This window comes from Corynebacterium lubricantis DSM 45231, from assembly GCF_000379425.1.
Taxonomy (GTDB): Bacteria; Actinomycetota; Actinomycetes; order Mycobacteriales; family Mycobacteriaceae; genus Corynebacterium; species Corynebacterium lubricantis.
In genome coordinates this window covers 249,473-273,228 of the sequence record NZ_KB902181.1, presented here as the reverse complement: position 1 = coordinate 273,228, position 23,756 = coordinate 249,473, and the positions used below count along the sequence as shown (strand labels likewise).

Genomic DNA, 23,756 nt, shown 5'->3' with positions numbered 1-23,756 from the left:
TCATGGCACGTAGACTAAAGGTCGTGACAACGATCCCTTGGAAAGGCCAGTACTATGTCTAACCCGCCGAATAACGGGTACCCGTATAACTCCGACGACGACGCGGAGTCGAATCAGTACCCGCAGTACCCACAACAAGATCCACAGCAAGATCAGGGACACTGGGCGCGCTATGGGGAATCGGACTACTACAGCTACGGAGGCTATGGCAGCGCTGACCCGCAGTTCGGGCAGGGGAACCAGCACATGCAGCCGATGGTGAATACCAACGGGAAAATTGATGTGTTCCGAAGCGTCTCCTGGGCCTTCCCGACAATGTTTTCCAATGCTGTGGTGTGGATTCTCGGGGCGCTGTTAACCGGCGTGGTCATCTTCATTCTGGCTGTCCCAATGGGTATGGCGCTGGCGGCGGGTGGTGGCGGCCAATCATCATTCTTCATGGATGCCCTGGCTGCGATAGTGGGAGTGTTCTTGTCGTTGTTCCTGCTCCGCGGCGCGATCTGGCAGGTGGACAAGCGCAAGATTACCTACCGGGACCTGATTACAGAGGTCAACATGTGGCCGGCTTTCGCCACCTCATTGCTCGTGTCGCTTGCGATGCTAGTCGTTTCTGGTGGGCTGGCGTTGCTCATCGGTGGCGATCAAGCCCTGGCGCTGATGGGCTATAGCAGCACACCCATCACGGATCCCGCCGATATCAGCGGGCGCGCCATCCTCGGTGTGTTCCTAGCCAGCATTGTCGCCGTTCTGGTGCGTCCGCTGCTCGCGTTTCCGGTGCACTTCATTGTGGAACGTCGTGCCACGTCCATCGGCCAGGCATTTGTGCTGTCCTATGAGGCAGGCAAGCGAAACTACCTTCGCCTGCTGGGCTACAACATCGTGGCGGGTGTGCTTGCCATGATGATCATTGTGGTCACCTTCGGACTGGCCGCTTTGATCGTTCTGCCTGCGCTTATCTTGATCGATGCGCATATGTATCGCCAAGCCGCGGGTGGCCCGGTTCCTTATGATCAATCGCGCGACTTTGATCAGAACCAGGGCCCACAAAACCAGAATTACAACGGTTTTCTTTAGGAAAACGGCCTACGCCAGGATCAGTTCCTGGCTGGCTTCCACTGCTTCTTCGTAGGCCTGCGTGATCAGTTCACCAAGGGCCTTGTACTCTTCGGCGCGTGACGACGACGAGCGGTACACCAGACCAATCGTGCGCTGCGCGGTAACCGATTCATCGAAATGGGCCAGTGCAAGGCCTGGCCGGCGGCATTCGGTAGCCAGCGCAGACTGGGGAACGAGTGTGCTGCCAAGACCTGCCACGACCAGCTGCAGGATCGTGGTCAGCGAAGACGCTCGAGTCACTGAATCGCTTGCCTCGGTGGGGTTAATGTTTGCGGTGCGGCACAAGTCGAGGACCTGATCGCGTAGGCAGTGGCCATCGTCGAGAAGCAAAAGGTCGAGGTCCTCCAACACGTCAAGCTTGAGATTGTTCTCGCCTGCCTGCGGATGGTCTTCGGGCACGACAATGGTAAACGGCTCATTAAATAGTGGCTGCTCGATCATTCCGGCGCTATCGGAAGGCAGGGCCATAACGGCCACATCAATCTGGCCGTCACGGAGCTGATTGAGCAGGTGCCGCGTTTGCTCCTCGACGATCCGCGGCTCCAAATCGGGGTAGCCATCCTGCAGATTTTGCAGCAACTGAGGCAGGATATATGGGGCTAAGGTTGGGATAATTCCAATGGTAAGCGGGCCGGTGAGCAGACCGTGCGCACCCCGAGAACGCGCAAGAAACGCGTCAGCGGCCTCAAGGGTGGCCTTCGCATAGGGAAGCAATTCCTCGCCGATAGGCGTGACAATCACTTTGCGCGTCGACCGTTCGATCAGCTGGACATCCAGTCCAGTTTCCAAGGCGACGAGAGCTTGCGAAAGAGACGGCTGGGAAATGGACAGCTTGTTCGCTGCAGTTCCAAAATGCTTGTTCTCAGCAATGGTGACAAAAGTGCGCAGCTGTGCGAGTGTCGGCCGGTACTCTTTATTGTTCATACTTATGACTTTATCGCACGGCCCATAGGTTGTGCTATTGGCAGACCCATATTTGTTGTCTTCTCACCTAATAGTCGATCAATGTGAATACCGGCACGTAGACACAGGGGGACACTGAGGGACACTGAGGGACACACAGCTTTCGAGAAGTTAGCGCAGCGGATCAAACGGCTGGATAATTGGATCGGTTTCGCCGGTTGCAATCTGCTTCGCCAGAAGCTTGCCAGAGATCGGCCCCAGGATGATTCCCCACATTCCATGTCCGCCACAGGTATACACATTCGGGACCTGGGTACGCCCAACAAGTGGCAATCCGTCGGGGGTCACAGGACGCGACCCGACCCACTCATCTTCGGTATCGGACCAGTCGATGCCCTGGAACATCGGCTCCGTTGCCTTAATAATCGAGTCAATGCGCGCTGGTTGGAAAGCTTCGTCAGGCCCGCGGAACTCCATGGTGCCGGCGATTTGAAAGCGGCCTCGCGAAGGCGCCGGCGTACATGCGACGCGAGAGGCCGGCAGGTACACAGGGTGCTTTGCCTCTTGCTGCGTGGCCACGGTAAACGAGTATCCGCGACCAGCTTGGACCATCGTGCGCACTCCCAGTTCACGAGCCAGGGAAGGCAGCCACGCGCCGGTAGCCAGGACCACCGCGTCGGCTTGTTTCCATTCACCGGTGGCGAGCTTGACTGCCGGGGTGCGTGTGGAATGCACGTCTGTCACCTCGACACCGCTCGTAATCACACCGCCACGCTCGCGCACCGACTCTGCCAACGCCTCGCAGAACACCATGGGCTCGATATAACGCTGGCCACCCATCTTGAACAGTGCCTGCACCCGATCGGAGAGCATCGGCGCATACTCGCGGGCCTGTTCACTGCTGATTTCTTCGAAGGGGATGTCCTGGCCGTGGCGCTGCGCGCCCGCGACCTCATCGAGAAAGCCCTTCGTTTCCGACTCTTTCTCAAATCCCACGATGAACGGACCAGCATGGGTCACGGCATCAACACCGCCATCGATGAGCTCGTCGAATGCCGCAAGTGAGGCCTTATCAGCGGGAGTGAGCGCAGCCATCGTCTTATTCCACGACCGGGAGTTCGCGCGTGCCATAAACTGCGCCACAAAGGCCCACAGCTTCGGGTCGATGCGCGCGGGAACGCTCAGCGATGCATGCCGATCAAACAGTGCCGTCGGACCGTATGCCCACAGCCCCGCATTCGACAGCGGGATGGTCTTGCCCGGCGCGAGCCAGCCAGCATTACCCCAGGAGGCACCGCCTGCCACACCAACACGGTCGAGGACCTCGACCTCATAGCCGTATTCCTGCAGGTGCCATGCCGTAGCAAGTCCCGTCATGCCGGCACCGACCACAATCGCCTTTTTCATGTGTTCCTCCTCACAAAAGTATGTTCCCTTTACTATGGACCTTTCCTCAGACATAGACCAGAGGATTGGATGAATCAGCCAGGTAATAAGATGAGTTGCAATAATCCACCACAGGGGACAGGGAGGGTGCATGAATCGCCCATTGGATCAGGTCGACCGTGGCATTCTCCAAGCAGTGCGCGACAATGCCCGGATGCCGATCGCCGAGATCGCCACGCGGGTCAAGGTGAGCGAGTCGACAGCGCATCGCAGGCTTCGCTCGCTTATCGACGATCGCGTGATCACCAAGTTCAGCGCCGAGATCGATGCGACCGCGCTCGGTTTGAGCACTGAGGCCTTGGTGCAGATCCGCCTGCACCAAGGTGCCCGCAGCGCGCTGCGAGAGTTCGCGTCGTTTTTGCAGTCGCTGCCCGAAATTCAGCAGGTGTATTTCGTCTCTGGGGGCAGTGACTTCGTCGCGCATGTGGCAGTGGCCAACTCCGCAGCACTGCGCGATTTCGTCTCCGATGTCATCAGTACCCGCCCCGAGGTGGCATCAACCAACACCTCGCTGATCTTCGAGCGGCTCTAGGCGGTCCTGATTCCCGCAACATTGCGCTCAATGCCGAATCGATGCATGCTCACCGTGACTGATTGCTCCAAGAGGTAGGGCAGCAACTCCCTGCGGCCCTCGGCAATAACGGGCTGATCTAAGACAACGGCGCCCGCCTCCACCGCTGTGAGGTACAGCTCCGCGGAGATCTCGCCGATCGCCCGGATCCTGTCCGATTCGCCCACCGCGCACCTGTCTTGCACCCTAATGCCCACAGGGTGAAGCAGGTCGCGCACTGCATCCACGGACTCGGGTTCGGCACTAAATTCCACCGGGGCACCGGTTACCTCCGCAGCGATGACTTGGCGCAGCACATCCTTGGGCGCAAAGTGTTCGTCGACGTGAATTTTGAGCGGGGAGAGCACTGGGCGGTAGCGGAAAATATTCGCCTCCGTGCGTAACCCTGTGGGGTCGTGCTCGCGACCAAATTCCGAGTCCCACGCCGCCTGATCCAGCGCCGCCGCGCGCCACAACCAGGCAACTGACTCCTGGTCGAGGCTGGTCGTGAGTTCTCGCAGCAGCTGGGTGACGCGTGGCGCAATACTCGCGCCGGCACCTCCCACATGCGAGTCGGCAGGTTCATGCCACTGACCCATTTGCGCCACGTAATTCGGGCCACCTGCCTTTGCGCCGGGGCCGAGCACCGACTTCTTCCAGCCGCCGAAGGGCTGGCGCTGCACAATCGCACCGGTGATCCCACGATTGACGTAGGCGTTGCCCACTTCCACATGGTCAATCCAGTAGCGGATCTCGTCGTCGTCAAGCGAATGAATGCCTCCAGTGAGCCCGTAGCCGGTGGAGTTTTGCCACTGTACAGCCTCTTCAAGCGTGGAGGCATGCATGATGCCCAACACCGGACCGAAGCACTCATTGAGGTGGAACCAGCTTCCGGGCTTGACTCCGTCGCGGATGCCCGGGGACCAGAGTGTTCCTTCGTCGTTAAGCTTTTTTGGCTCAAGCAACCATCGTTCGCCTGGCGAGAGGCGGGTCAACCCGCGCAGGAGTTTGTCACCTGGTGCTTCAATGAGACCGTTCATGGTGGTGCGGATATCGGAGCCCGCGCCGGGGATGAGGGTGGTAACGGCGTCGACGAGCTGCGAGCGGATCCGCTGCGAGGTTCCGGCAGAGCCGACGAAGATCACCAAGGAGGCCGCCGAGCACTTTTGTCCCGAATGCCCGAACGCGGACTGGTAGAGATCCGCCACCGCCAAGTCAGGATCCGCTGACGGCGTGATGATGAGCGCGTTCTTCCCCGAGGTCTCCGCCATCAGGCGCATGCGGGGATTCCAGGACCGAAAGAGCGCACCAGTCTCTGAGGCGCCGGTGAGGATGACAGCGTCGACGTCCTCGTGCGAGATCAGGCGCTTGCCGGCATCTGCTTCGTCGGTGGGGAGAAATTGTACCAACTCTCGAGGCAGGCCATGCGCATCCAACGCCTTGTGAATAGCATCGACGATTGTCTCGGCACACGCCACGACCTGTGGGGCAGGTTTCACGATGACCGCCGATCCCGCACCGAGAGCAGCAAGGATGCCACCGGTAGGAATGGCCACGGGGAAGTTCCACGGAGGAGCCACCACGGCCACTCGGTGCGGCACAAACTCTGCGTCATACCCATCCAGCAGGCGAGTGCTGTGCGCATAGTAGGAAGCGAAATCGATCGCTTCCGAGATTTCCGGATCCGACTGCGTAATCGTCTTATTCGCCTCATGCGCCATGACCGAGACGAACTTTCCCCGCGCGGCGGCGAGCTCATCCGCGACGGACTCCAGCACCTCGGCACGCACGTGGGCCGGTGTCGCCGCCCAAGCAGCACCCTGTTCCTTGGCTAGAGCAACATGCTTATCGACGATTGCCACCTCCCGGACTTCCTCATGTTCCACGGCGTGAGGCGCGCTCGCGAGGTGGGACTTGGCCCAATCCCGGTTGGGGCCGAGCGCAGGATCCGTGTCGGGCTCATTAACAAACATGCCCGTGTCCTGCTGGGGCGCTCGAGCTGCGCGTTCTGGGTTCGCCTCACGGTCCTGGTCACGGTGAGCGCCAGCAAATACCTCCCAGCGCCGGTTAACGGCCCTGCGAAACGCCTGTTCTTGGTCCCCAATCGGGCCAGATCCGCCCGGACGGGGTGTCGCTGGAGACGGGGCGAAAAGCGCGTGCAGGAAGTTTTCTGGGGCCGCGTTTTCCTCGAGGCGCCGGATGAGATAGGACACGGCGACATCGAAATCATCGCGATGGACCACCGGGGTATAAAGAATTTGCTTGCCGAACACTCCGCGCACGGCCTCCTGCTGAGAGGGGGACATTCCCTGCAGCATTTCCGAATCCACCATGCGAGATACCCGGCGCCGCTGTGCTAACTCATAGGCCAACGCCGCGGTAAAAAGATTGTGGGTGGCCACGCCAATGGACAGCGCATCCGCGTATTCTTCGTTGATCACGAAATCAAGCAGGCGGTAGTAGTTCGCGTCGGTGTCCTCCTTCGAGTGATAAGGCGCAAGCTCCCAGCCGTGAATCTCGGCCTGCATCCGCTCCATCGAAAGATTCGCCCCCTTGACCAGCCGGATCTTAATCCGCGCGCCTCCCGCTTCCTCTCTCTGCTTGGCAAATTCGGCCAGGCGAGTCAGCGCAGCGAAGGTATCTGGCAGGTACGCCTGCAAGACGATGCCCGCCTCCAGATCGCGAAACTCCGACTCGTTGAGCAATTGGGTAAACAGCTCGATGGTCAGGTGCAGATCGTGATACTCCTCCATATCCAGGTTGATAAATACCTGGGGTGTGCGTCTCGCGGCCGCGCGATACAAGGGGCGCAGGCGTTCCTTCAACCGCTCCACAGAACCTTCGACATCCCAGGGATTAAGTTGCGCCACCATCGACGACGCCTTCACCGAGACATAGGTGACCCGGGGATTTTCAATCAACGCGAGGGTCCTCGCAGCCCGATCCGCGGCTTCCTTCTCACCGAGGACGGCCTCGCCCAAGAGATTGAGGTTGAGCTGTTCGCCCGAAGCCGCAGCTTTATCCAAGACGGTGTTCAGCGCCTCAGATTCCGCATCGAGGACCAAGTGGCCGACTAGCTGGCGCATCCGCTTGCGCGCCAGGGGCATGACCATCTTGGGAAGAATTGGGCCGAAATAGGCACCGGCCCCAACAAGAAGCCCGTTGATTCTTCCGAGGAAGGAAGCGTCCACGCCACGAGCGGTCTTGCGCAGCGCGTGGGCTGCGACCCTATCGTCTTCCGGACGCATGACTCGGTCGACGAAATCCATGGTGAAATTCACACCGGCTGGGTCGCGCAACAGCGCGGCCAATTGTTGAGTAGCACCGTCATTGTGATCGGCTGTGGACGTGGAGTTGATCCAGCCATACGCTCGCTCGACGGCGGCGTTGACCACGGCTTCGACGTCGTGATCGGGGGAGTGAGCCATCAGAAAGGTCCTTTCTTTAGGTGCGTGCTGCACATCACAGAGGTGGCGTGACGTGATGTGGCTAATAGTAGCGCGCCGGGAAAGGGCCGTGAATGGTTTTCTACACCTGCTTCAGCTCCAGATGGCTCAAACGCACCTCACCGGATTCATCGGAGGCATCCAGATCCACCACACCATAGAGCTGGAAGGAGTTATCGCCCTCGGGGTCCTGAATGATTTGGCGCACCTGCCACGAGCGCGACTCCTCACCGGTGATCTGGAAGAACTCGTTGCCGCGGGCTTCTTGACCCGTTCCAATGTCGGAGTAGTCATCGAAGTAGGCATCGAGTGCCTCACCCCAGTCGGGCGTATCTGCCGAGTCGAGGTAGTCCAGCATCGTGGCCAGCTGATCTTCCTTTTCGAAGGCAAAGAGCTCCACCAAGCGGAAGAAGTAATTGCGCACCATGATCTTGAAGGCGCGGCGGTTCGCCGTGAGCGCCGACGGATCTTCGACTCCGAAAGCAAGCTCGCGATCGAGGGCTTCCTGGCTGATTGGAGTGTCCTCGTCGGCCATGTGTGCCCACTCGTCGATAAGCGATGAATCGACCTGACGGATCAACTCGCCGAGCCATGCGACAACGTCGTCCAACTGCTCCGTCATGTACTGCGCCGGAATGGACTTCGACAAAGTGCGCCACGCGTCGGTGAGGTAGCGCAACACCACGCCTTCCGAGCGCGCTAACCCGTAGGTGGAAATGAGATCGGAAAAGGTCATGGCGTGCTCGATCATGTCACGCACCACGGACTTCGGAGAGAGCTCAAACTCCTTCGCCCAGGGGTTTCCCTCGCGGAAGGTCTCGAAGGCCTCGTCGAGTTCGTCCTTAAGCGGCATCGGGTAGGTGACATCCTCGATTAAGGCCATGCGCTCCGTGTAGTCGACGCCGTCGGCCTTCAACGCGGCAATTTCCTCACCGCGTTCAGCCGATTGTTGTGCTTGGAGCAGCTGGCGTGGGTCGTCCAAGATGGCCTCAAACGTAGAGACCACATCTAGGGTGTACGTCTCGGATTCTTGATCGAGCAGAGACAAAAAGGCCAAAGCAAAAGGGGAGAGCGGCTGGTTCAGCGCAAAGTCGCGGTCTAACTCTTCGGTGAGAGTGTACGGACGCGATGCGGGAGAATCCGGGGTGCGTTCTACAATTCCCGCGTTGATCAAGCCGCGGAATAATTCGACCGAGGTAAGGATGTCCCGGTTCTGCTTTGCGCGGGTGTCATGGTTTGTACGCAGCAGATGCTCCATGTGCTCGTAACCGTTGCCGGGGCGTGCGACTACGTTAAGAAGCATTGAGTTAGACACCTTGAAATGACTGGTCAACTCTTCCGGCTCGGCAGTGGTGAGCCGCTCAAAGGTATTCTCCGACCAGGAGATCTGGCCATCGCGAGGGGCCTTCTTCCGGATCTTCTTCAGCTTCGCAGGGTCGTCGCCTGCCTTGCGACGCAGCTTGACGTTCTCAATCTCGTGCTCGGGCGCCTCGACGACAACGGTTCCCTCCGTGTCATACCCGGCGCGGCCAGCACGGCCGGCAATCTGGTGAAACTCGCGCGATTTCACAATGCGCTGACGCGTACCGTCATATTTCGCCAGACCGGTCATCAGCACTGTGCGAATGGGCACGTTAATGCCCACACCGAGGGTATCGGTACCGCAGATCACCTTGAGCATTCCGGTCTGCGAAAGTTTTTCCACTAGACGACGATACTTCGGCAACATGCCGGCATGGTGGATCCCGATCCCGCGACGCACCAGCTTGGACAAATTCTTGCCAAACGTGGTGGTGAAGCGGAAATCCCCGATCTCCTCGGCGATGCGCTTCTTTTCCTCGTCGTTCACGATGGTCATGCTCGTGAGAGCTTGAGCACGCTCGGTGGCCTCGCGCTGAGAGAAGTGCACGACGTAAATCGGTGCCTTCCCCGTGCTTAAAAGCTCCTCGATCGTCTCATGAATCGGAGTAAACACATAGTGGAAATCTAGAGGCACGGGGCGTTCGGACCCAGAGACAAGAGTTGTTGGGCGCCCGGTACGCTCCGTGAGATCATCTTGGAGCCACTGCGTGTCGCCGAGCGTGGCCGACATCAACAAAAACTGCGCCTTGGGAAGTTCCAACAGCGGTACCTGCCACGCCCAACCACGTTCGGGATCCGAATAGTAGTGGAATTCGTCCATGACAACCTGATCGATATTGGCATGCTTGCCATCGCGCAGAGCAATATTAGCGACGATCTCCGCTGTGGCCGCAATGATCGGCGCATTACCGTTGACAGTGGCATCACCTGTCATCATGCCCACGTTCTCGGCGCCGAAAATTTCGCAGAGCGCGAAAAACTTCTCGCTGACCAAGGCCTTGATCGGTGCGGTATAAAAGGTGCGTTGGCCGCGCGCCATAGCAATGAAGTGCGCTGCGTTGGCCACCATGGACTTACCCGACCCCGTGGGAGTGGCCAAGATGACGTTATCTCCCGTCAACACTGCCAGCGATGCCTCTTCCTGGGCAGGGTAGAGGGAAATTCCACGTTCCTTCGTCCAGGAGATGAAGGAATCCCAGATCGCCTCGTCGTAAAGCGAATCTGGGACCTCGGACAAGTCAGGGAGCATTTCGGCAAGGTTCACGGTATCTACCGTAGCCGAGATGCTCCCTGAATATTTTCACTAGGTTTTGCGCAGTGGATTAACCCGTGGGTTATTCGTCGTCGTCGGTCAGATCGTCCGAGTCCTTTTGCTTGTCCTCAGGTTCCTCCGGTCCCTCAGACTGATCCCCATTAGTGATGTCGAAGCCACCAAGATCAAATAATTGGTTAGCCTGAGGCAGCTCACCGCGCGGAGCATCGCGATCGTCGAGGGCAGCAAGGTAGTTCTCGAATGCCTCACCAATCTCTTCGCCACTTGGCACCTGGGATTCACCTGGCATCATCGCGTTCGGGTGCTCATTACGGTATTTGCCAAGCTCAGCGTCGTAATACTCCTCGAGCTGGGTGACCACATGCATGATCTCTTCAGAACCCATGGTCTGCTCAGTGAGCTGCTGATTGACCCGCTGAATGTCGTGCTCGAGGGACTTGAGCGGGAACTCCAACTTGACCACGTCAGAGATCGACTGCAGGAGCTGGTAAGTAGCAGGCGGGTACGGAGACTGCGCAAGGTAATGGGGAACGTGCGCAGTCAGGCCAGCAACCTTTCGACCACGCTTGTGCAGCTCCCGCTCAATCATCATCTGCGCAGAACCCGGAACTGTCCACTTCGTGTCAATGGTGAACAGCTTGCCTAACAGGTCCCGATCGTTCGAGTGGCCAGAAACTACCAATGGACGGGTATGTGGAACTGCCATCGGTGCCCCGTACAGGCAGATGGTTTCACTGACATTGAACTTGTCTGCGAGATCCGCAACGGCACGGCTAAACGCTTCCCAGCGCAGGTCAGGCTCGGGACCAGACAAAAGAAGGAACGACTTCCCCGCGCTATCGCGAACCACGCGCATATCGAGATCGAGCTCTTCTAAATTCGTGATTTCACCAGAGGCCATCTGTACCGAAGGACGCCGCGACCTGTAATCGATGAGTTCATCGGTGTTAAAAGTGGCAACTTCCTTATTGTCCAAGGCTGCCTTGAGGTGGTTGGCAACGCACTCGACGGCGTGGCCCGCATCGGCGTAGCCTTGCATCGAGATAACTAGGGTTGGCCCCGAAGCTTCATTTGTCTCAACAGCCGGAGCTGGGTACTCCATTTCATACATCTGACGACTATCTTCGTCCATGGAATCCTCCCTAAACTAAAAAAACTAACTGCATTTGTTTGTTAATAGTTACAACGGTGTAGGGCGCGAAATGATTCCCGTGAACCCGCTGTGGATAAACTATTGTCCACGACGCTGCATTTTTGCGCTACTACCCCCCCAATCTATGCCCTTTAATGTTGTTTTCCACAGAATACGGGCAATTCATTGCGTCTCCCCATGTCACCGCAGTGATTCCCACACCATGAGAGCATGGACAATAGAGAATACGAGCCCACCGACAACAGCCTGTACGGCACAGGCGATCTAATCGCAGCACTCCCTGGAATTCTCGGCTTCTTCCCTCAAGAATCTGTCATCGTCATAGGTTTCCAAGCCGCCGATGACAACGACACAAACCACCACGGCGTAGGGCGAATGGAACTTTCGCACTCTCGCCAATTAGAGATCGGCCCAGTGATGCGGGCCGACCTGTCAAATGTTTCCAAACTCGCGCACGCACTAGATGTGCCGTTTTCACAAGAGAATGACTTCTTCGTGGCGTTGATTGTCTCTCGTGCTTTGGAGTCGAGCCTAGTACGAGAGGCGATCGATGTTCTCTATGATCTCTCCGACGAACGAAAAGGTCCCATCATCAACGTATGCTGGTCGGTGTCAGAAATTGCGTCTGGCAGCCCGTATCGTCTTGAGTTTGGCGCTGAGGCCACGCACTGGCGCGACATTGGATACTCGGTGCCTCGTGGCTGGGATGGAGGCGTGGTTTCCAACGTGGCATTGTCACCGTCCATGCGCCCGCTCCTAGATAATGGGGGCCTGCCAGCTCTCACCAGAGAAGAAGCGCTGGGCTATTTCGCCTCCACGCAGCGCAACGGAGGCAAGTTCGGGAACATCGAGGCAGTCGCACAGAAGGCGTATTTGCGTGCCGACGAATTACTGCGCGCATTGGAAACGGACACCAGCAGAGCTGCAGATGCGATAATTTCCGCGTGCGAGGTAATTACTTCAGCGCCAGTCAAAGCTTTGATCTCGTTGGATGATCCGCCGCGCCTAGAGGAAACGATTGCTCGCATTGACCAATTAGTCGCCGTGGCGACAGTCCTGGCCCGCTCGAAACTCCGTGACTGTTTAGTGGCGCCGGCTCTTGAACAACCTGGACACTTTGCCACGGTATTTCTCGCAATCGCCACGAATTTTTCGGGAGTGATTCGGGCAAATGCGCTGAGCCTCTGGGCGATCATTGCCACAAAACTCGGTGTGAGCTCAATGGCCACAGCCGCGTTGCTTGTGGTGCAGGACGAACTCAGCGGACATTCCCTTTCTGATGTCTTGCTGCGCGGATTGAACATGGGTGACCATGCGGGACTGCTTCAAGCAGTCGTAAACGGCAGCTTGCTCCAGCGGGCCTTAATCGAGGTAGAACAGCAGGCCCGCTAGAAAAGGGTGCCCAAGACTATGCTCGTCGCGAAGCGGAGTGTGCCTTGTCACCGAGTTGAGAGGTAAACGCCCAGGCGTCAGTGACAATTTGTCGCAGGTCCGTACGTGTGGGATTCCATCCAAGCTCAGCGCGAATCTTATCGCTTGACGCAATTAAGGTCGCAGGATCGCCTGCGCGTCGCGGTGCGATCTCAGCGGGAATTGCATGGCCAGTAACTTCACGGCACATGTCGATGACTTCGCGCACCGAATAACCATCACCACTGCCCAAATTGAAAATACGATGTTCGCCCGGACGGTTGTTTTCAAGCGCCAGAAGGTGAGCGTCGGCGAGGTCTCGAATATGAATATAGTCGCGGACCGGAGTCCCGTCTTTCGTCGGCCAGTCATCGCCGAACATAAAAATCTTATCGCGGTGGCCCAGAGCTACCTGCAGCACGAGGGGAATCAGGTGGGTTTCTACGACACGGTTTTCACCGATGAGACCGTAGGCGCCGGCCACATTGAAATAGCGCAAACTTGTAGCCGCGATCCCATGCGCCTGGCAATAGGACGTGATTGCATAATCGATGGAAAGTTTGGTGGCACCGTAGGGGTTTGTCGGCTTCGTCGGCATATCCTCGGTGATGGGCACCTGTTCTGGCTCACCGTAGGTTGCAGCGGTCGAGGAAAAGACGAGTGATCCAACGTTGTGCTTGCGCATCGCATCGAGCAAGGCGAGGGAAGTGATGAGATTATCGTTCCAATACACTTCCGGAATCTCCATGGATTCACCGACAAGCGAGCGTGCAGCAAAGTGCAAAACGCCGTCGAAGCCGCCTTCGCTTAAGACGGAATCAATCTCGTCGCGGACGTCGCCTTCGACAAAACGAGCGTCCGCTGGAAGTGCATCGGCGTTACCCGTGGATAGGTTGTCGATGATGGTGACGTCGTGGCCTGCCTCGATGAGAACGGCAGCGCACACACTGCCTACGTAGCCAGCGCCACCGGTAACTAGGAGTTTGGTCATGCTCCTACTCTAATCAATGGTGCGAACACGAATTGCATGGGCGAGTGCGTCATCGACCACAATTGTTTTTCCGTTCGGACCTGTTATCTCTAGTCCCTCATTTGTGTGGGTGAGTTCAACGGCTGCGCCGACCTTGGCCTCGGCTGCAACAAGCTCGGCAAACTCGACGGGATCGAGTTGAAGAATTTCGTGGATTTGGACGATCTCCGCCTTGACCGGAGAGGACAAATCCACATCTACGGCGCGCTGCCCAAGGTCGAGATCCTTAGCCGGTACCGCGCCCAGTTCATCCAACGCAGGAATTGGGTTACCGAAGGGGGAACGCTTTGGGCTATTCAAAACGCTGACCACGTGTTGCTCGACGGCATCGCTCATCACATGCTCCCAGCGACAGGCCTCGTCATGGACTTGGCCGATATCCATGCCCAGTACGTCGACCAAAAGGCGCTCAGCCAGGCGATGCTTGCGCATCACTCGTGTTGCTCGCTCCCTGCCTTCCGTAGTTAGGCTCAGGCTCCGGTCTTTTTCTACGACGAGCAGCCCGTCGCGCTCCATGCGGGCGACTGTTTGAGACACCGTTGGCCCCGATTGGTCGAGGCGCTCGGCGATGCGTGCCCGCAGGGGAGTGATGCCTTCTTCTTCAAGCTCGTACACAGTGCGCAAATACATCTCGGTGGTATCAACCAAATCACGCATGTATAGACCCCTTTTCGCATTCTTTCTTAGATTCGGCGAAAGTTAGCCGAAACGAACATGACCACATGGTACCCCATCGGGGCACCATGTGGTCACTCAGGCAATAATTCGGGGGAGAATTATAGGGTTAACCTTATTTCGCGTACTCTCGCAGTTTGTCAGCCCGATCGCCGACGCGCAGCTTTGCCATCACTTCGCGTTCAATCTGGCGTACACGTTCCCGCGACAAGCCGAACTTACGTCCAATTTGGTCCAGCGTACGTGGGACTCCATCGTCGAGGCCGTAGCGCAGACGAATAACATCCTGCTCGCGTTGCTCTAGGGAACCAATGACCTTTTGAATGTCATCATGGCGCAAGGTTGCGACGACAGAGGACTCCGCATCCGTTGCTTCTGAGTCTTCGATGAAGTCTCCCAGAGGGGCTTCCTCATCGGCACCGACGGGCATATCCAGGCTGACTGGGTCACGAGACTGACGAAGCAGCATCTCAATCTTGGATTCTTCGATCCCAGATTCGTCTGCGAGTTCTTCATTCGTCGGTTCGCGACCGAGTGATTGGTACATTTCTCGCTTAATGCGAGAAAGCTTGTTTACCTGTTCGACCAGGTGAACTGGGAGGCGAATAGTGCGTGATTGATCTGCCATACCGCGAGTAATGGCCTGGCGAATCCACCACGTTGCGTAGGTGGAGAATTTGAAGCCCTTGGAATAGTCAAACTTTTCCATCGCGCGGATCAAGCCGAGATTGCCCTCTTGAATCAGGTCAAGCAGTGGCATGCCACGACCGGTGTAGCGCTTAGCCAAAGAAACTACGAGGCGAAGGTTTGCTTCAAGCAAGTGGGCGCGTGCTTTACGGCCTTGCTTGGCGAGGATCTTAAGATCGCGCTTCTTTGCGCGGGTGAGTTCCGTATCTGGATCATCAAGAAGGTGCTGTGCATACAAGCCAACTTCAATATCTTGCGCTAATTCAACCTCCTCTTCGGCATTGAGAAGCGCAGTACGGCCAATGCCGTTGAGGTATACACGCACGAGGTCGGCCGAGGGATTGTCATTGGTTTGATTCCGGCGGCTACCGCGGTCAACCTTTTCATTGTTTTCCTCGTTGAGCGACGGTTGAGTCATTCAAAGCCTCCTTGAAGAATTTGCAGTCTAGTTACACAACGATCCACGTCTGCAAATTGTTCCCGGAGCAAAAAAGAAGAGTTTTTCCCGCTCAAGATTCCACAAGAACGGTGAAGGGGCCGTCATTCACACTGTGGACTTTCATCATCGCCCCAAAGGATCCTTGTTCCACTGTGATGCCTCGATCGCGGAGATACGCGGCGATTTTCTCAATGACAGGCTCTGCCACGTCACCTGGAGCTGCGTCACTCCACGAGGGTCGACGTCCCTTGGCAGTACGTCCCATCAAAGTGAACTGGCTGACCAAAAGGACTGGAGCTCCGACGTCAGTGACGGACTTTTCATCGGGCAAAATGCGGAGCTCTGCAATTTTCCGCGCCGTGGTCTCCCAGGCGTCCTCCGCATCTTCGCGCCCCACTCCTACCAGAGCGAGAATCCCGCGGGTGTCTGGGCACGTAATCGAGCCGACAGTTTCGCCGTCAACGGTGACGTGTGCCTCGGTCACTCGTGTTAAAACGCTGATCAAGTGTGCCCCCTAGATTCCGTTGATCTCGGCGATCTCTGCAGGCAAAACAACACCGTGACGAATCAAATCAACGACGGCGGTAGCAGCAGAATCGAGCAATTCGGCGTCATCTTCGATGCCTTGAGAAGCAGACCACAGACTTATGGTTTCTCCCAGACTCAGACCGCTGGGATGGAGTCCTGCAATGATCGACGCCAACGGTGCGTCCACTTCGTGGGAGAAGCGTGGACCATCGGTGCGCGTGAGGCGAATAACCCGAGAATTAAATCCCATACCAACCTCGGAGTCTGCGACCTGAACGTCCTCGCGGGCGACACCAGGGCGGACGGTGAAACGTGCGGCCAAGATATCGTCGCTAGTTTTGTCTCGTAGCCAGTCCATGCGTTGGAAATATTCATCCACTTCTGGGCCGAGTGGGTCGGTAAAGGGTTGAAGAATTTCCTCTGCAGTGACTTCCGTTGGCTGGTCTCCAATTGAGCGGAGGAAGATCCAGCCGAATCCAATTCCGACCACGTCGTTGCGCTGAAAATGATCCAGCCACTGCTCCGTGCGGACAATGCCAGCACGGGAACGCAGATCAACGGATTCATCCTTGAGCCAGGTGCTGACGTATTTCCCGGGGTCGGCGAGGTCGCGCTGAATGACCCACGCGGACACACCTCGCTTCGGAAGCCAGGAAGCAATGCGGGATGCCCACGACTGATCGTGAGTAAGTACCCACGAGCCAAGCATGTAGGCGGTGCCACCATCTTGCAAATGGTCGGGTGCTTGACTGACGACGAGTTCCGTCGCACCGTCCAGATCAAGGCCGGAGTCGCGGTAGATATGCCCGATCTCAGGAGGGCCAACGACAAACGGTGGGTTGGCAACGATCCGGTCGAAGCGTTGCCCCTGAACCGGATCAAACCAGGCGCCGTGGCGAAGTTCGACGTTATCAATGCCAGCGCCGTTGAGAGTGGCTTGAGCTAGGTCGAGGGCTCGCTTATGAACGTCGGTGGCGACGACCCGTAATGCGGAGCCGGCCTGTGCGACCGCCTGCACTCCAGAGCCTGTGCCTAGATCCAGAACCGATTCCACAGGAGTCAGGGGAGTCGCAGAAAGGAGAGAGACGCTTGCGGAACCGACGCCCAGTACGTGATCACTATCGGGAACGTGATCGGTCATAGAAGCGTCCAGATCGGAGAAAATGATTTGATTTTGGCCCGCGACGACGTGGGGGCGGACATCTAAGGCCACCTGTAATTCTCCGGCAGGAGTTTGGGAGACCACGCCCTCGTCGTAAAGCGATTCTGTTAAGCGTGCCCCCAAAATGTCGGCGAGTGCTTCACCACTACACGGCTGGCGCAGGAGGAAGAAGCGAATGAGGTGGGAGAGCGCGGAACCGTCGCGGGTTGTGTAGGAGACCACCCCGGGCTCGCCGCGATAGAGGGCTTCGGTGACCTGTGGGCCGAGGTGAGCTGCGATGCCATCCGCGGTGAATCCGAATTTTTTCAGCGATTCCACCAATTCGCGGACGAGGTCGGGGTTGAGAGGCACTCGCGGTCTCCTTCTGGCTAGGACTAAAAACTAACGTTCATCTTGAGGATGTGGATCGTCGGGATCTTCGTGATCGATAGTAGTAGGTTCATCGTCTGCGGGGTCTGAAGCTTCACCTGAGGACTCGCCCGCTTCCAAGGCGGCGCGGCGCTCGGCTTCCATGGCCATGTATCGCGCAGCTGCTGGTTTGTAGACGTTTCGCGTGCGCTTGTCGCGGACTTCGCCCTTGCCGTTGGCAATCACGACGGAGATCCAAGGCAGGGGAATCGAGATGATGAAGAATATTGCAGCGAGACCCCAGTTGCCGGTGAACGCGAGCACCATGCTGATCAAAATGAAGGGGATGCGCGAGAGCTGCAGAATAAGGTAGCGGACTTCGCGTGAGTGTCGGTTTTGTTCGGGCGTACGAATCGCATCGGTAATGAGTTGTGCCGGGGAAGTTTTGAATCGGAAACGCTTAGATCGGGATTTGGCGGGTTCGTCCGCGTCTACCCAATCGTGATCCATGCCTTCTACCATAAAGACCAAGGGTAGCCCTCTGGCTTAATAAATTGCGATAAGTGGGGCATGATGGGTGGTGTGGAAACAACGACGAAAACTATTCAGCGCCCCGATATTCGAGAAGACACCTCGACAGGCAACGACACCCCGAAGTTCTTCCACTATGTGAAGAAGGACCAGATTATTAATTCGGCAATCGACGGGAAAATGGTCGTCGCGCTGTGCGGTGAGACATTTCCTGTGACGAAGCAGGCGAAGCCAGGCTCACCGGTCTGCCCTGACTGCGAGCGAATTTATAAGGGGCTTCGCAAGAAGTGACACAAGCTGCTCCTGGGCCGAATCTGCGTATCTGGCAGAAGGAGGCCCTTGACCAATTCTTAAACACGAAGCCGAAAGACTACCTCGCAGTAGCTACGCCGGGTGCAGGTAAGACGACTTTTGCATTGACGCTTGCCTCCACGCTGCTCGGGGATAAGACAGTCAACCGCGTCATCGTCGTCGTGCCAACGGAGCACCTCAAGCACCAGTGGAGCGACGCCGCGAAGCGGTTCCGCATTTCGTTGGATCCGAATTTCACCAATTCGTCGGCGGTGAATCCGGCGTACGACGGCATCGTGGTGACGTATGCCCAGGTCGGCATGCATCCCTTCAAGCACCATGCCGTGGCCTCCGCGCGACGCACGTTGGTGATTATGGATGAGATCCACCACGCCGGTGACGCGAAGAGCTGGGGCGATGGTGTCCGCGAGGCTTACAACGATGTGGAGCATCGCCTGGCCTTGACCGGTACGCCTTTTCGTTCCGACGACTCGATGATCCCGTTTGTTCGCTACGAAGAGGATGGAGAAGGCCACCAGATTTCGCGAGCCGATTACACCTATGGGTATTCCGAGGCGCTGCGTGACGGTGTCGTCCGCCCCGTGGTGTTTTTGGCCTATTCCGGCGAAGCCCAATGGCGAGACTCTGCTGGCGAGGAGTATTCCGCACGCCTCGGCGAGATCCTCAGCCCAGAGGAAACCGCCCGTGCGTGGAAGACGGCGCTCGACCCGAAGGGCGATTGGATCGCTTCGGTGCTCAAGGCGGCGCATACGCGTCTGCTGAAGATTCGTACCAACATGCCTGATGCTGGCGGGCTTGTCATCGCCACGGATACGACGACGGCGCGTGCTTACGCAAAGATCTTGTCCCAGCTGAGCTCAACCCCGGTCTCGGTGATTCTTTCGGACGAGCCGGGCTCTTCTGAGCGTATCGACGAGTTCTCGGCCTCCCGTGACGAATGGATGGTCGCTGTCCGTATGGTCTCCGAAGGTGTCGACGTGCCGCGCCTTGCGGTGGGTGTGTATGCAACCTCGGCATCGACTCCATTGTTCTTTGCTCAGGCTATTGGACGTTTCGTGCGCTCCCGTATGCCGGGCGAGTCGGCGTCGGTGTTCCTGCCGTCGGTTCCGGTGCTGTTGAAACTTGCCGAGGAGATGGAAGTCTCCCGCGATCATATTTTGGGTAAGCCGCATCGCGAAAAAGAAGGCTGGGACGATGACTTAGTTGCTGAGGCGAATCGGAACCAGGACGAGCCAGACGAGCCGGGTTCCTATGAATCGATCGGCGCTTCAGCGGAACTGGACTCGTTGATCTTTGACGGTTCAACCTACGGCACGCCGACGGTGGCGGGTTCGGATGAAGAACGCGAATACCTTGGCCTGCCTGGTTTGCTTGATGCTGAACAGGTGAAGACTTTGCTGCGTAAGCGGCAGAGCGATCAGCTAGACGCCCATGAAGCTGAGGAGAAGGCGCGGAAGGCACAGGAGCGCGCTGAGCGTGAAAAAGAGGAAATCCTTGGTGTCTCTACTACTGGGTCGAAAAAGCAGAACGAAGGTTCTGGGGTGGCCTCAGACGAGATTCCCGCGCTGAGAAAGGAATTGAACACCTTGGTGTCCATCCGGGCGGGTAAAACTGGGCGACCACACGGTTCCATCCACACCGAAGTGAGGAAGGCCTGCGGCGGACCTCCCACGGCCTTGTGTTCTGCGGAGCAACTTCGAGACAGGATCGCCTACCTACGAGACTGGTAAGGGTTTTATCACTTAAGGGGGCGTTTGAGGGTGGCTGTAGGTAGTCTGGATGAGAGCAATTAATACAGTCTGAACCAAGTGAGGACCAGCGAACGATGACTGATAAGTCAAACCCCAACGACCCTTATCGGGGCGAACACCCCGAGAATTTCCCGGACTCCGGTAATCAGGATTCTTCGTCGTATGGTTCCGAAGGTCCTTATTCCCAGGGGTCTTCTCAGGGTCCTTCTCAAGGTTCGCCCGATCAGCAGGACACCTCAGGTTATGGAACCCCTCAATACGGAGCGCCACAGTACGGTTCGTCAGCAGGCTACGGCACCGAAGACAACTCCTATGGAGCTAACTCATACGGTGCTAACTCGTATGGCGACAACACCTACGGCGCGGGCTACCCAGGTGGGAATCAAGCGGGATACCAAGCTGGATATCCTGGCGCCTACCCAGGCGGCGTAGCTGAGAAGAACAACATGGCTCTGTGGGCAATGATCCTGGGCATTATCGCCCTGTTGTTGGTGGTCACCATCGCCCTGTTCCCGGTGGGGTCAGTACTTGGAATTGTTGCTGTAGTCCTCGGCATCCTGGGGATCCGCAGGGGCAATAGAATGGTCGGACCCGAGAAGCGAAAGGGAATGGCTATCACCGGTTTGGTCACCGGCATATTGGCTATCCTCGCATCCATTGCGATTGTGCTGATGGTTGTCGCCGGGCTGACCTTGTTTGAAGGATCCGGGGCGCTTGACTGCATTGTGCATCTCGAAGGCGACAATCCCAACCAGGCTGCCTACGAACAGTGCGTAACTGACGCTATCAATTCTCAAACAAACTAGTAGGAGAGCCGGACATGTCTTCCACTGAAAGCCCAGTCAGGAGGGGGACTACTTCACCTTGTATCCTCGCACCCGATGCTGCTCGCGGACTAGCTCTCCTCGGAATCGCTGCTGCTAATATGCCTACGGCATGGGCTGGGTACGAAAACGCCACCGGCGATCTCTCGCTCGGTGGCTTTCGGCCTGGGGCAACAGTGTTTCAGCACTTCCTCGATCAGTTGGCAATGGTGTTCTCGGGGATGTTCGTGCACGTGCGTGGACTACCGATGTTCGCGACCTTGCTCGGCTTTGGCGTTGGCCTGATCTCGGTGAGTTTGCACCGGAGGAATTTCCCCCGGTCAAAGGCCAGGAATATCCTGCTTCGTCGCTACGGAATACTGGCGCTTTTCGGCCTCGTCCACTGTGTATTCATCTTCTACGGTGACATCTTACTGCTCTATGGGCTACTTGCGATGATCATCATCGCCATGATGGGGCTGTCCAACAGAACGCTGAAGTGGATCACAGCGGTTTTGTTTGCCATCGGCGTCATCATCGGAGCGATGTCATTCGTGTACACCGTGTATTTTCCGGAAGATACCATGGCATCTCAGGTGATCATTAACCCCGATACGTACGTGGATTACATGGGTATGGGCGCACTATATGCAGCCGGATATGTTGCCTCGGTGCTCTACGCCTCATTTAATCTATTGCCCGTGATGCTGGTTGGTTTCATTTTCGCTCGCTCACGCGTCTTGCACGAGCCGAGGAAATACCTGAAAACCTTGGGTACTTGGATTGCGGTAGGAGCCGTTATTGTCTTGTTCGTCGGTCTGCCCTGGGGCCTTTCATCCGCAGGATTCATCGACCCCGAGTGGGCGCCAATTTTCTATAGCTTGAATAGCTTCCTCGGATACTTCACGGGTCCGGCAATCCTAGCCTTGGCCTCAGTGCTGTTTATCCCGGCGCAGGAAAAATTTGAACAGACACAAAAGGTGCCGTGGTGGTTGGCCGCTCCCGTGGCACTAGGAAAGCGCTCGATGACGGGCTATTTGCTCCAGTCCATTATCTTGTTTGTCCTCATGCTGCCGTTTACGTTGAATCTCTTCGTCGATGCCGGAGCATTCGTCCTACAAGTTGTGGCATTCGTGGTCTGGATTGTGCTGCTCGCGCTCGCGTACGCCTTGGAAAAGCTGGATCAACCAGGTCCCTTCGAATGGGTTCACCGCCGACTGTCATACGGGAAAGACGGCCTGCCGGCGAAAATGAGCCCACAAGGAAGCTTAGAAGCTCAGCCGCAATAGGCAAACGAAAACACCCATCTCAATCCTTCGTAGAAGGGAAGTGATGGGTGTTTTCCTTTGCTTGCTAGAGACTAGCTTTAGTCCAAATAATCGCGCAGGACCTGAGAGCGCGACGGGTGACGCAGTTTCGACATAGTCTTCGACTCGATCTGGCGAATACGCTCACGGGTCACGCCGTAGACCTGGCCGATCTCGTCAAGCGTGCGAGGCATGCCGTCGGTGAGGCCGAAGCGCAGACGGACAACGCCTGCTTCACGCTCAGAGAGGGTATGCAGCACATCTTGCAGCTGATCTTGCAGCAACGTGAAGGACACTGCATCGACGGCTACAACTGCCTCGGAGTCCTCGATGAAGTCGCCGAGCTGTGAGTCGCCTTCATCACCAATGGTCTGGTCCAGCGAGATTGGCTCACGGGCGTACTGCTGGATTTCGAGCACCTTCTCCTCGGTAATATCCATTTCCTTCGCCAACTCCTGTGGCGTTGGTTCGCGACCAAGATCCTGCAAAAGCTCGCGCTGGATGCGGCCAAGCTTGTTAATGACCTCGACCATGTGAACCGGAATACGGATAGTACGAGCCTGATCAGCCATGGCGCGGGTAATTGCCTGGCGAATCCACCACGTTGCGTAGGTGGAGAACTTGTAGCCCTTGGAGTAATCGAACTTCTCCACTGCGCGGATCAGACCAAGGTTGCCTTCCTGGATCAGGTCCAAGAACGCCATGCCACGACCTGTGTAGCGCTTTGCAAGGGAGACCACCAAACGCAAGTTCGCCTCAAGGAGGTGATTCTTAGCCTTGCGGCCGTCACGCGCGACGGCACGAAGATCGCGCTTGACCGCTGGAGTCAGCTTGGCCTCTTTATCGCCTTCGTCGGAGGCGCGCTGCATCTCGTCGAGACGGTGCTGTGCGTAGAGCCCAGCTTCGATGCGCTTTGCCAACGACACCTCTTGCTCTGCATCAAGCAGCGCAACCTTACCGATCTGCTTCAAGTACGCACGGACAGAGTCGGCCGATGCGGTGAGCTGGGCATCCTTGCGGGCCTGGCGTAGCGCTGCGGATTCCTCGACGTCCCAAACGGAGGAGCCTTCCTCCTCTTCGTCATCGTCTTCTTCGCCGAGTTCGGTGGTGGCGAGTTCGTCCTCACCGTCGATCTCATCGTCGAAATCGTCTTCTTTGACAAGATTCGGGTCGAAGTCTTGCTCCTCGACTGCATCTTCTGTGTCTAGATCTATTGGATCTTCAGACTCCACGCCTTCCGGAGCGACGTTGTCTTCGGGGGGAAGTGTCGAAGCTTTCTTAACCGCTGTCTTGCGCGTCGTCTTTTTCGCAGACTTCTTAGCGGTCTTTTTTACTGCCTTTTTGGTGGCTTTCTTAGCAGACTTTTTAGCGACCTTCTTGGTCGTTTTCTTTGCCGTGCTAGACGCTGCTTGCTGGTTATCGACGTTGTTAACCAGACCGTCGGCGGACGTCTCTACGTCCGCTGCGGTTGCCTTGCCTGAAGAATCGCTGGCTGCCACGTACGCCCTTTCGCCTTAATTATCG

19 protein-coding genes are annotated in these 23,756 nt (G+C 57.2%); 7 read left to right on the top strand and 12 right to left on the bottom strand.

Translation table 11 applies throughout. The features are described 5' to 3' along the window. Positions 1 to 54: 54 nt before the first annotated feature. On the top strand, positions 55 to 1,074 hold the full coding sequence (locus A37O_RS0101335; protein WP_018295688.1) for a hypothetical protein: 1,020 nt from the start codon (positions 55 to 57) through the stop codon (positions 1,072 to 1,074). A 9-nt stretch (positions 1,075 to 1,083) separates the two neighbouring features. Here A37O_RS0101335 and A37O_RS0101330 read toward each other — a convergent pair whose 3' ends face one another. Beyond that, positions 1,084 to 2,040 (bottom strand): hydrogen peroxide-inducible genes activator, encoded by a 957-nt coding sequence (locus tag A37O_RS0101330; protein ID WP_018295687.1) that lies wholly within the window; start codon positions 2,038 to 2,040, stop codon positions 1,084 to 1,086. Between the two features lie 150 nt (positions 2,041 to 2,190). Then, complete coding sequence (locus A37O_RS0101325) at positions 2,191 to 3,426, bottom strand: NAD(P)/FAD-dependent oxidoreductase (protein WP_018295686.1); 1,236 nt, start codon at positions 3,424 to 3,426, stop codon at positions 2,191 to 2,193. A gap of 130 nt (positions 3,427 to 3,556) precedes the next feature. Between A37O_RS0101325 and A37O_RS0101320 the strand changes: the two genes are divergently transcribed. Further along, positions 3,557 to 3,997 (top strand): Lrp/AsnC family transcriptional regulator, encoded by a 441-nt coding sequence (locus A37O_RS0101320; RefSeq protein WP_018295685.1) that lies wholly within the window; start codon positions 3,557 to 3,559, stop codon positions 3,995 to 3,997. On the opposite strand, the gene A37O_RS0101315 is transcribed toward A37O_RS0101320, so the two are convergent. From A37O_RS0101315 to A37O_RS0101305, 3 genes are all read right to left on the bottom strand, one after another. Further along, on the bottom strand, positions 3,994 to 7,443 hold the full coding sequence (locus A37O_RS0101315) for a bifunctional proline dehydrogenase/L-glutamate gamma-semialdehyde dehydrogenase (protein ID WP_018295684.1): 3,450 nt from the start codon (positions 7,441 to 7,443) through the stop codon (positions 3,994 to 3,996). The two genes, A37O_RS0101320 and A37O_RS0101315, sit on opposite strands and share 4 nt — an antisense overlap. A gap of 100 nt (positions 7,444 to 7,543) precedes the next feature. After that, a complete protein-coding gene (locus tag A37O_RS0101310; RefSeq protein WP_033377642.1) occupies positions 7,544 to 10,072 on the bottom strand; it encodes a DEAD/DEAH box helicase in 2,529 nt (842 codons plus the stop codon). A gap of 85 nt (positions 10,073 to 10,157) precedes the next feature. After that, positions 10,158 to 11,228, bottom strand: coding sequence for a PAC2 family protein (locus tag A37O_RS0101305; RefSeq protein ID WP_018295682.1), 1,071 nt, complete (start codon positions 11,226 to 11,228; stop codon positions 10,158 to 10,160). 231 nt (positions 11,229 to 11,459) lie between these two features. On the opposite strand from A37O_RS0101305, the gene A37O_RS0101300 reads away from it, so the two are divergent. Next, a complete protein-coding gene (locus tag A37O_RS0101300; protein ID WP_018295681.1) occupies positions 11,460 to 12,641 on the top strand; it encodes a DUF4192 domain-containing protein in 1,182 nt (393 codons plus the stop codon). Positions 12,642 to 12,657: 16 nt separating this feature from the next. Here A37O_RS0101300 and galE read toward each other — a convergent pair whose 3' ends face one another. The 6 genes from galE to A37O_RS0101270 all read right to left on the bottom strand — a co-directional run bounded on the left by galE (position 12,658) and on the right by A37O_RS0101270 (position 18,050). After that, complete coding sequence (gene galE / locus A37O_RS0101295; protein WP_018295680.1) at positions 12,658 to 13,650, bottom strand: UDP-glucose 4-epimerase GalE; 993 nt, start codon at positions 13,648 to 13,650, stop codon at positions 12,658 to 12,660. A gap of 9 nt (positions 13,651 to 13,659) precedes the next feature. Continuing rightward, complete coding sequence (locus A37O_RS0101290) at positions 13,660 to 14,346, bottom strand: metal-dependent transcriptional regulator (protein ID WP_018295679.1); 687 nt, start codon at positions 14,344 to 14,346, stop codon at positions 13,660 to 13,662. A gap of 133 nt (positions 14,347 to 14,479) precedes the next feature. Further along, complete coding sequence (locus A37O_RS0101285; protein WP_018295678.1) at positions 14,480 to 15,469, bottom strand: sigma-70 family RNA polymerase sigma factor; 990 nt, start codon at positions 15,467 to 15,469, stop codon at positions 14,480 to 14,482. Between the two features lie 91 nt (positions 15,470 to 15,560). Continuing rightward, on the bottom strand, positions 15,561 to 15,995 hold the full coding sequence (gene dtd / locus A37O_RS0101280) for a D-aminoacyl-tRNA deacylase (RefSeq protein ID WP_026196028.1): 435 nt from the start codon (positions 15,993 to 15,995) through the stop codon (positions 15,561 to 15,563). Positions 15,996 to 16,004: 9 nt separating this feature from the next. Then, on the bottom strand, positions 16,005 to 17,531 hold the full coding sequence (locus A37O_RS0101275; RefSeq protein ID WP_018295676.1) for a DUF7782 domain-containing protein: 1,527 nt from the start codon (positions 17,529 to 17,531) through the stop codon (positions 16,005 to 16,007). 30 nt (positions 17,532 to 17,561) lie between these two features. Next, complete coding sequence (locus A37O_RS0101270) at positions 17,562 to 18,050, bottom strand: DUF3099 domain-containing protein (RefSeq protein ID WP_026196027.1); 489 nt, start codon at positions 18,048 to 18,050, stop codon at positions 17,562 to 17,564. Between the two features lie 48 nt (positions 18,051 to 18,098). Here A37O_RS0101270 and A37O_RS0101265 point away from each other — a divergent pair, with 48 nt between their 5' ends. From A37O_RS0101265 to A37O_RS0101250, 4 genes are all read left to right on the top strand, one after another. Then, positions 18,099 to 18,350, top strand: coding sequence for a DUF3039 domain-containing protein (locus A37O_RS0101265; protein WP_018295674.1), 252 nt, complete (start codon positions 18,099 to 18,101; stop codon positions 18,348 to 18,350). After that, on the top strand, positions 18,347 to 20,101 hold the full coding sequence (locus A37O_RS0101260; protein ID WP_018295673.1) for a DEAD/DEAH box helicase: 1,755 nt from the start codon (positions 18,347 to 18,349) through the stop codon (positions 20,099 to 20,101). The genes A37O_RS0101265 and A37O_RS0101260 overlap by 4 nt, the downstream gene beginning before the upstream one ends. Before the next feature lie 95 nt (positions 20,102 to 20,196). Continuing rightward, a complete protein-coding gene (locus tag A37O_RS15755; RefSeq protein ID WP_018295672.1) occupies positions 20,197 to 20,928 on the top strand; it encodes a hypothetical protein in 732 nt (243 codons plus the stop codon). Positions 20,929 to 20,942: 14 nt separating this feature from the next. Then, positions 20,943 to 22,214: a DUF418 domain-containing protein gene (locus A37O_RS0101250; protein ID WP_245533763.1), complete on the top strand. Its 1,272-nt coding sequence runs from the start codon at positions 20,943 to 20,945 to the stop codon at positions 22,212 to 22,214. A gap of 77 nt (positions 22,215 to 22,291) precedes the next feature. Here A37O_RS0101250 and A37O_RS0101245 read toward each other — a convergent pair whose 3' ends face one another. After that, on the bottom strand, positions 22,292 to 23,731 hold the full coding sequence (locus A37O_RS0101245) for an RNA polymerase sigma factor (protein ID WP_018295670.1): 1,440 nt from the start codon (positions 23,729 to 23,731) through the stop codon (positions 22,292 to 22,294). Between the last annotated feature and the right edge of the window lie 25 nt (positions 23,732 to 23,756).

What these genes read in the sequence shown, in the direction of transcription:
- A37O_RS0101335 (WP_018295688.1), top strand. Translation starts at nt 55, where the DNA reads ATGTCTAACCCGCCGAATAACGGGTACCCGTATAACTCCGACGACGAC.
- A37O_RS0101330 (WP_018295687.1), bottom strand. Translation starts at nt 2,040, where the DNA reads ATGAACAATAAAGAGTACCGGCCGACACTCGCACAGCTGCGCACTTTT.
- A37O_RS0101325 (WP_018295686.1), bottom strand. Translation starts at nt 3,426, where the DNA reads ATGAAAAAGGCGATTGTGGTCGGTGCCGGCATGACGGGACTTGCTACG.
- A37O_RS0101320 (WP_018295685.1), top strand. Translation starts at nt 3,557, where the DNA reads ATGAATCGCCCATTGGATCAGGTCGACCGTGGCATTCTCCAAGCAGTG.
- A37O_RS0101315 (WP_018295684.1), bottom strand. Translation starts at nt 7,443, where the DNA reads ATGGCTCACTCCCCCGATCACGACGTCGAAGCCGTGGTCAACGCCGCC.
- A37O_RS0101310 (WP_033377642.1), bottom strand. Translation starts at nt 10,072, where the DNA reads ATGCTCCCTGACTTGTCCGAGGTCCCAGATTCGCTTTACGACGAGGCG.
- A37O_RS0101305 (WP_018295682.1), bottom strand. Translation starts at nt 11,228, where the DNA reads ATGGACGAAGATAGTCGTCAGATGTATGAAATGGAGTACCCAGCTCCG.
- A37O_RS0101300 (WP_018295681.1), top strand. Translation starts at nt 11,460, where the DNA reads ATGGACAATAGAGAATACGAGCCCACCGACAACAGCCTGTACGGCACA.
- galE (WP_018295680.1), bottom strand. Translation starts at nt 13,650, where the DNA reads ATGACCAAACTCCTAGTTACCGGTGGCGCTGGCTACGTAGGCAGTGTG.
- A37O_RS0101290 (WP_018295679.1), bottom strand. Translation starts at nt 14,346, where the DNA reads ATGCGTGATTTGGTTGATACCACCGAGATGTATTTGCGCACTGTGTAC.
- A37O_RS0101285 (WP_018295678.1), bottom strand. Translation starts at nt 15,469, where the DNA reads ATGACTCAACCGTCGCTCAACGAGGAAAACAATGAAAAGGTTGACCGC.
- A37O_RS0101270 (WP_026196027.1), bottom strand. Translation starts at nt 18,050, where the DNA reads ATGGTAGAAGGCATGGATCACGATTGGGTAGACGCGGACGAACCCGCC.
- A37O_RS0101265 (WP_018295674.1), top strand. Translation starts at nt 18,099, where the DNA reads ATGATGGGTGGTGTGGAAACAACGACGAAAACTATTCAGCGCCCCGAT.
- A37O_RS15755 (WP_018295672.1), top strand. Translation starts at nt 20,197, where the DNA reads ATGACTGATAAGTCAAACCCCAACGACCCTTATCGGGGCGAACACCCC.
- A37O_RS0101250 (WP_245533763.1), top strand. Translation starts at nt 20,943, where the DNA reads ATGTCTTCCACTGAAAGCCCAGTCAGGAGGGGGACTACTTCACCTTGT.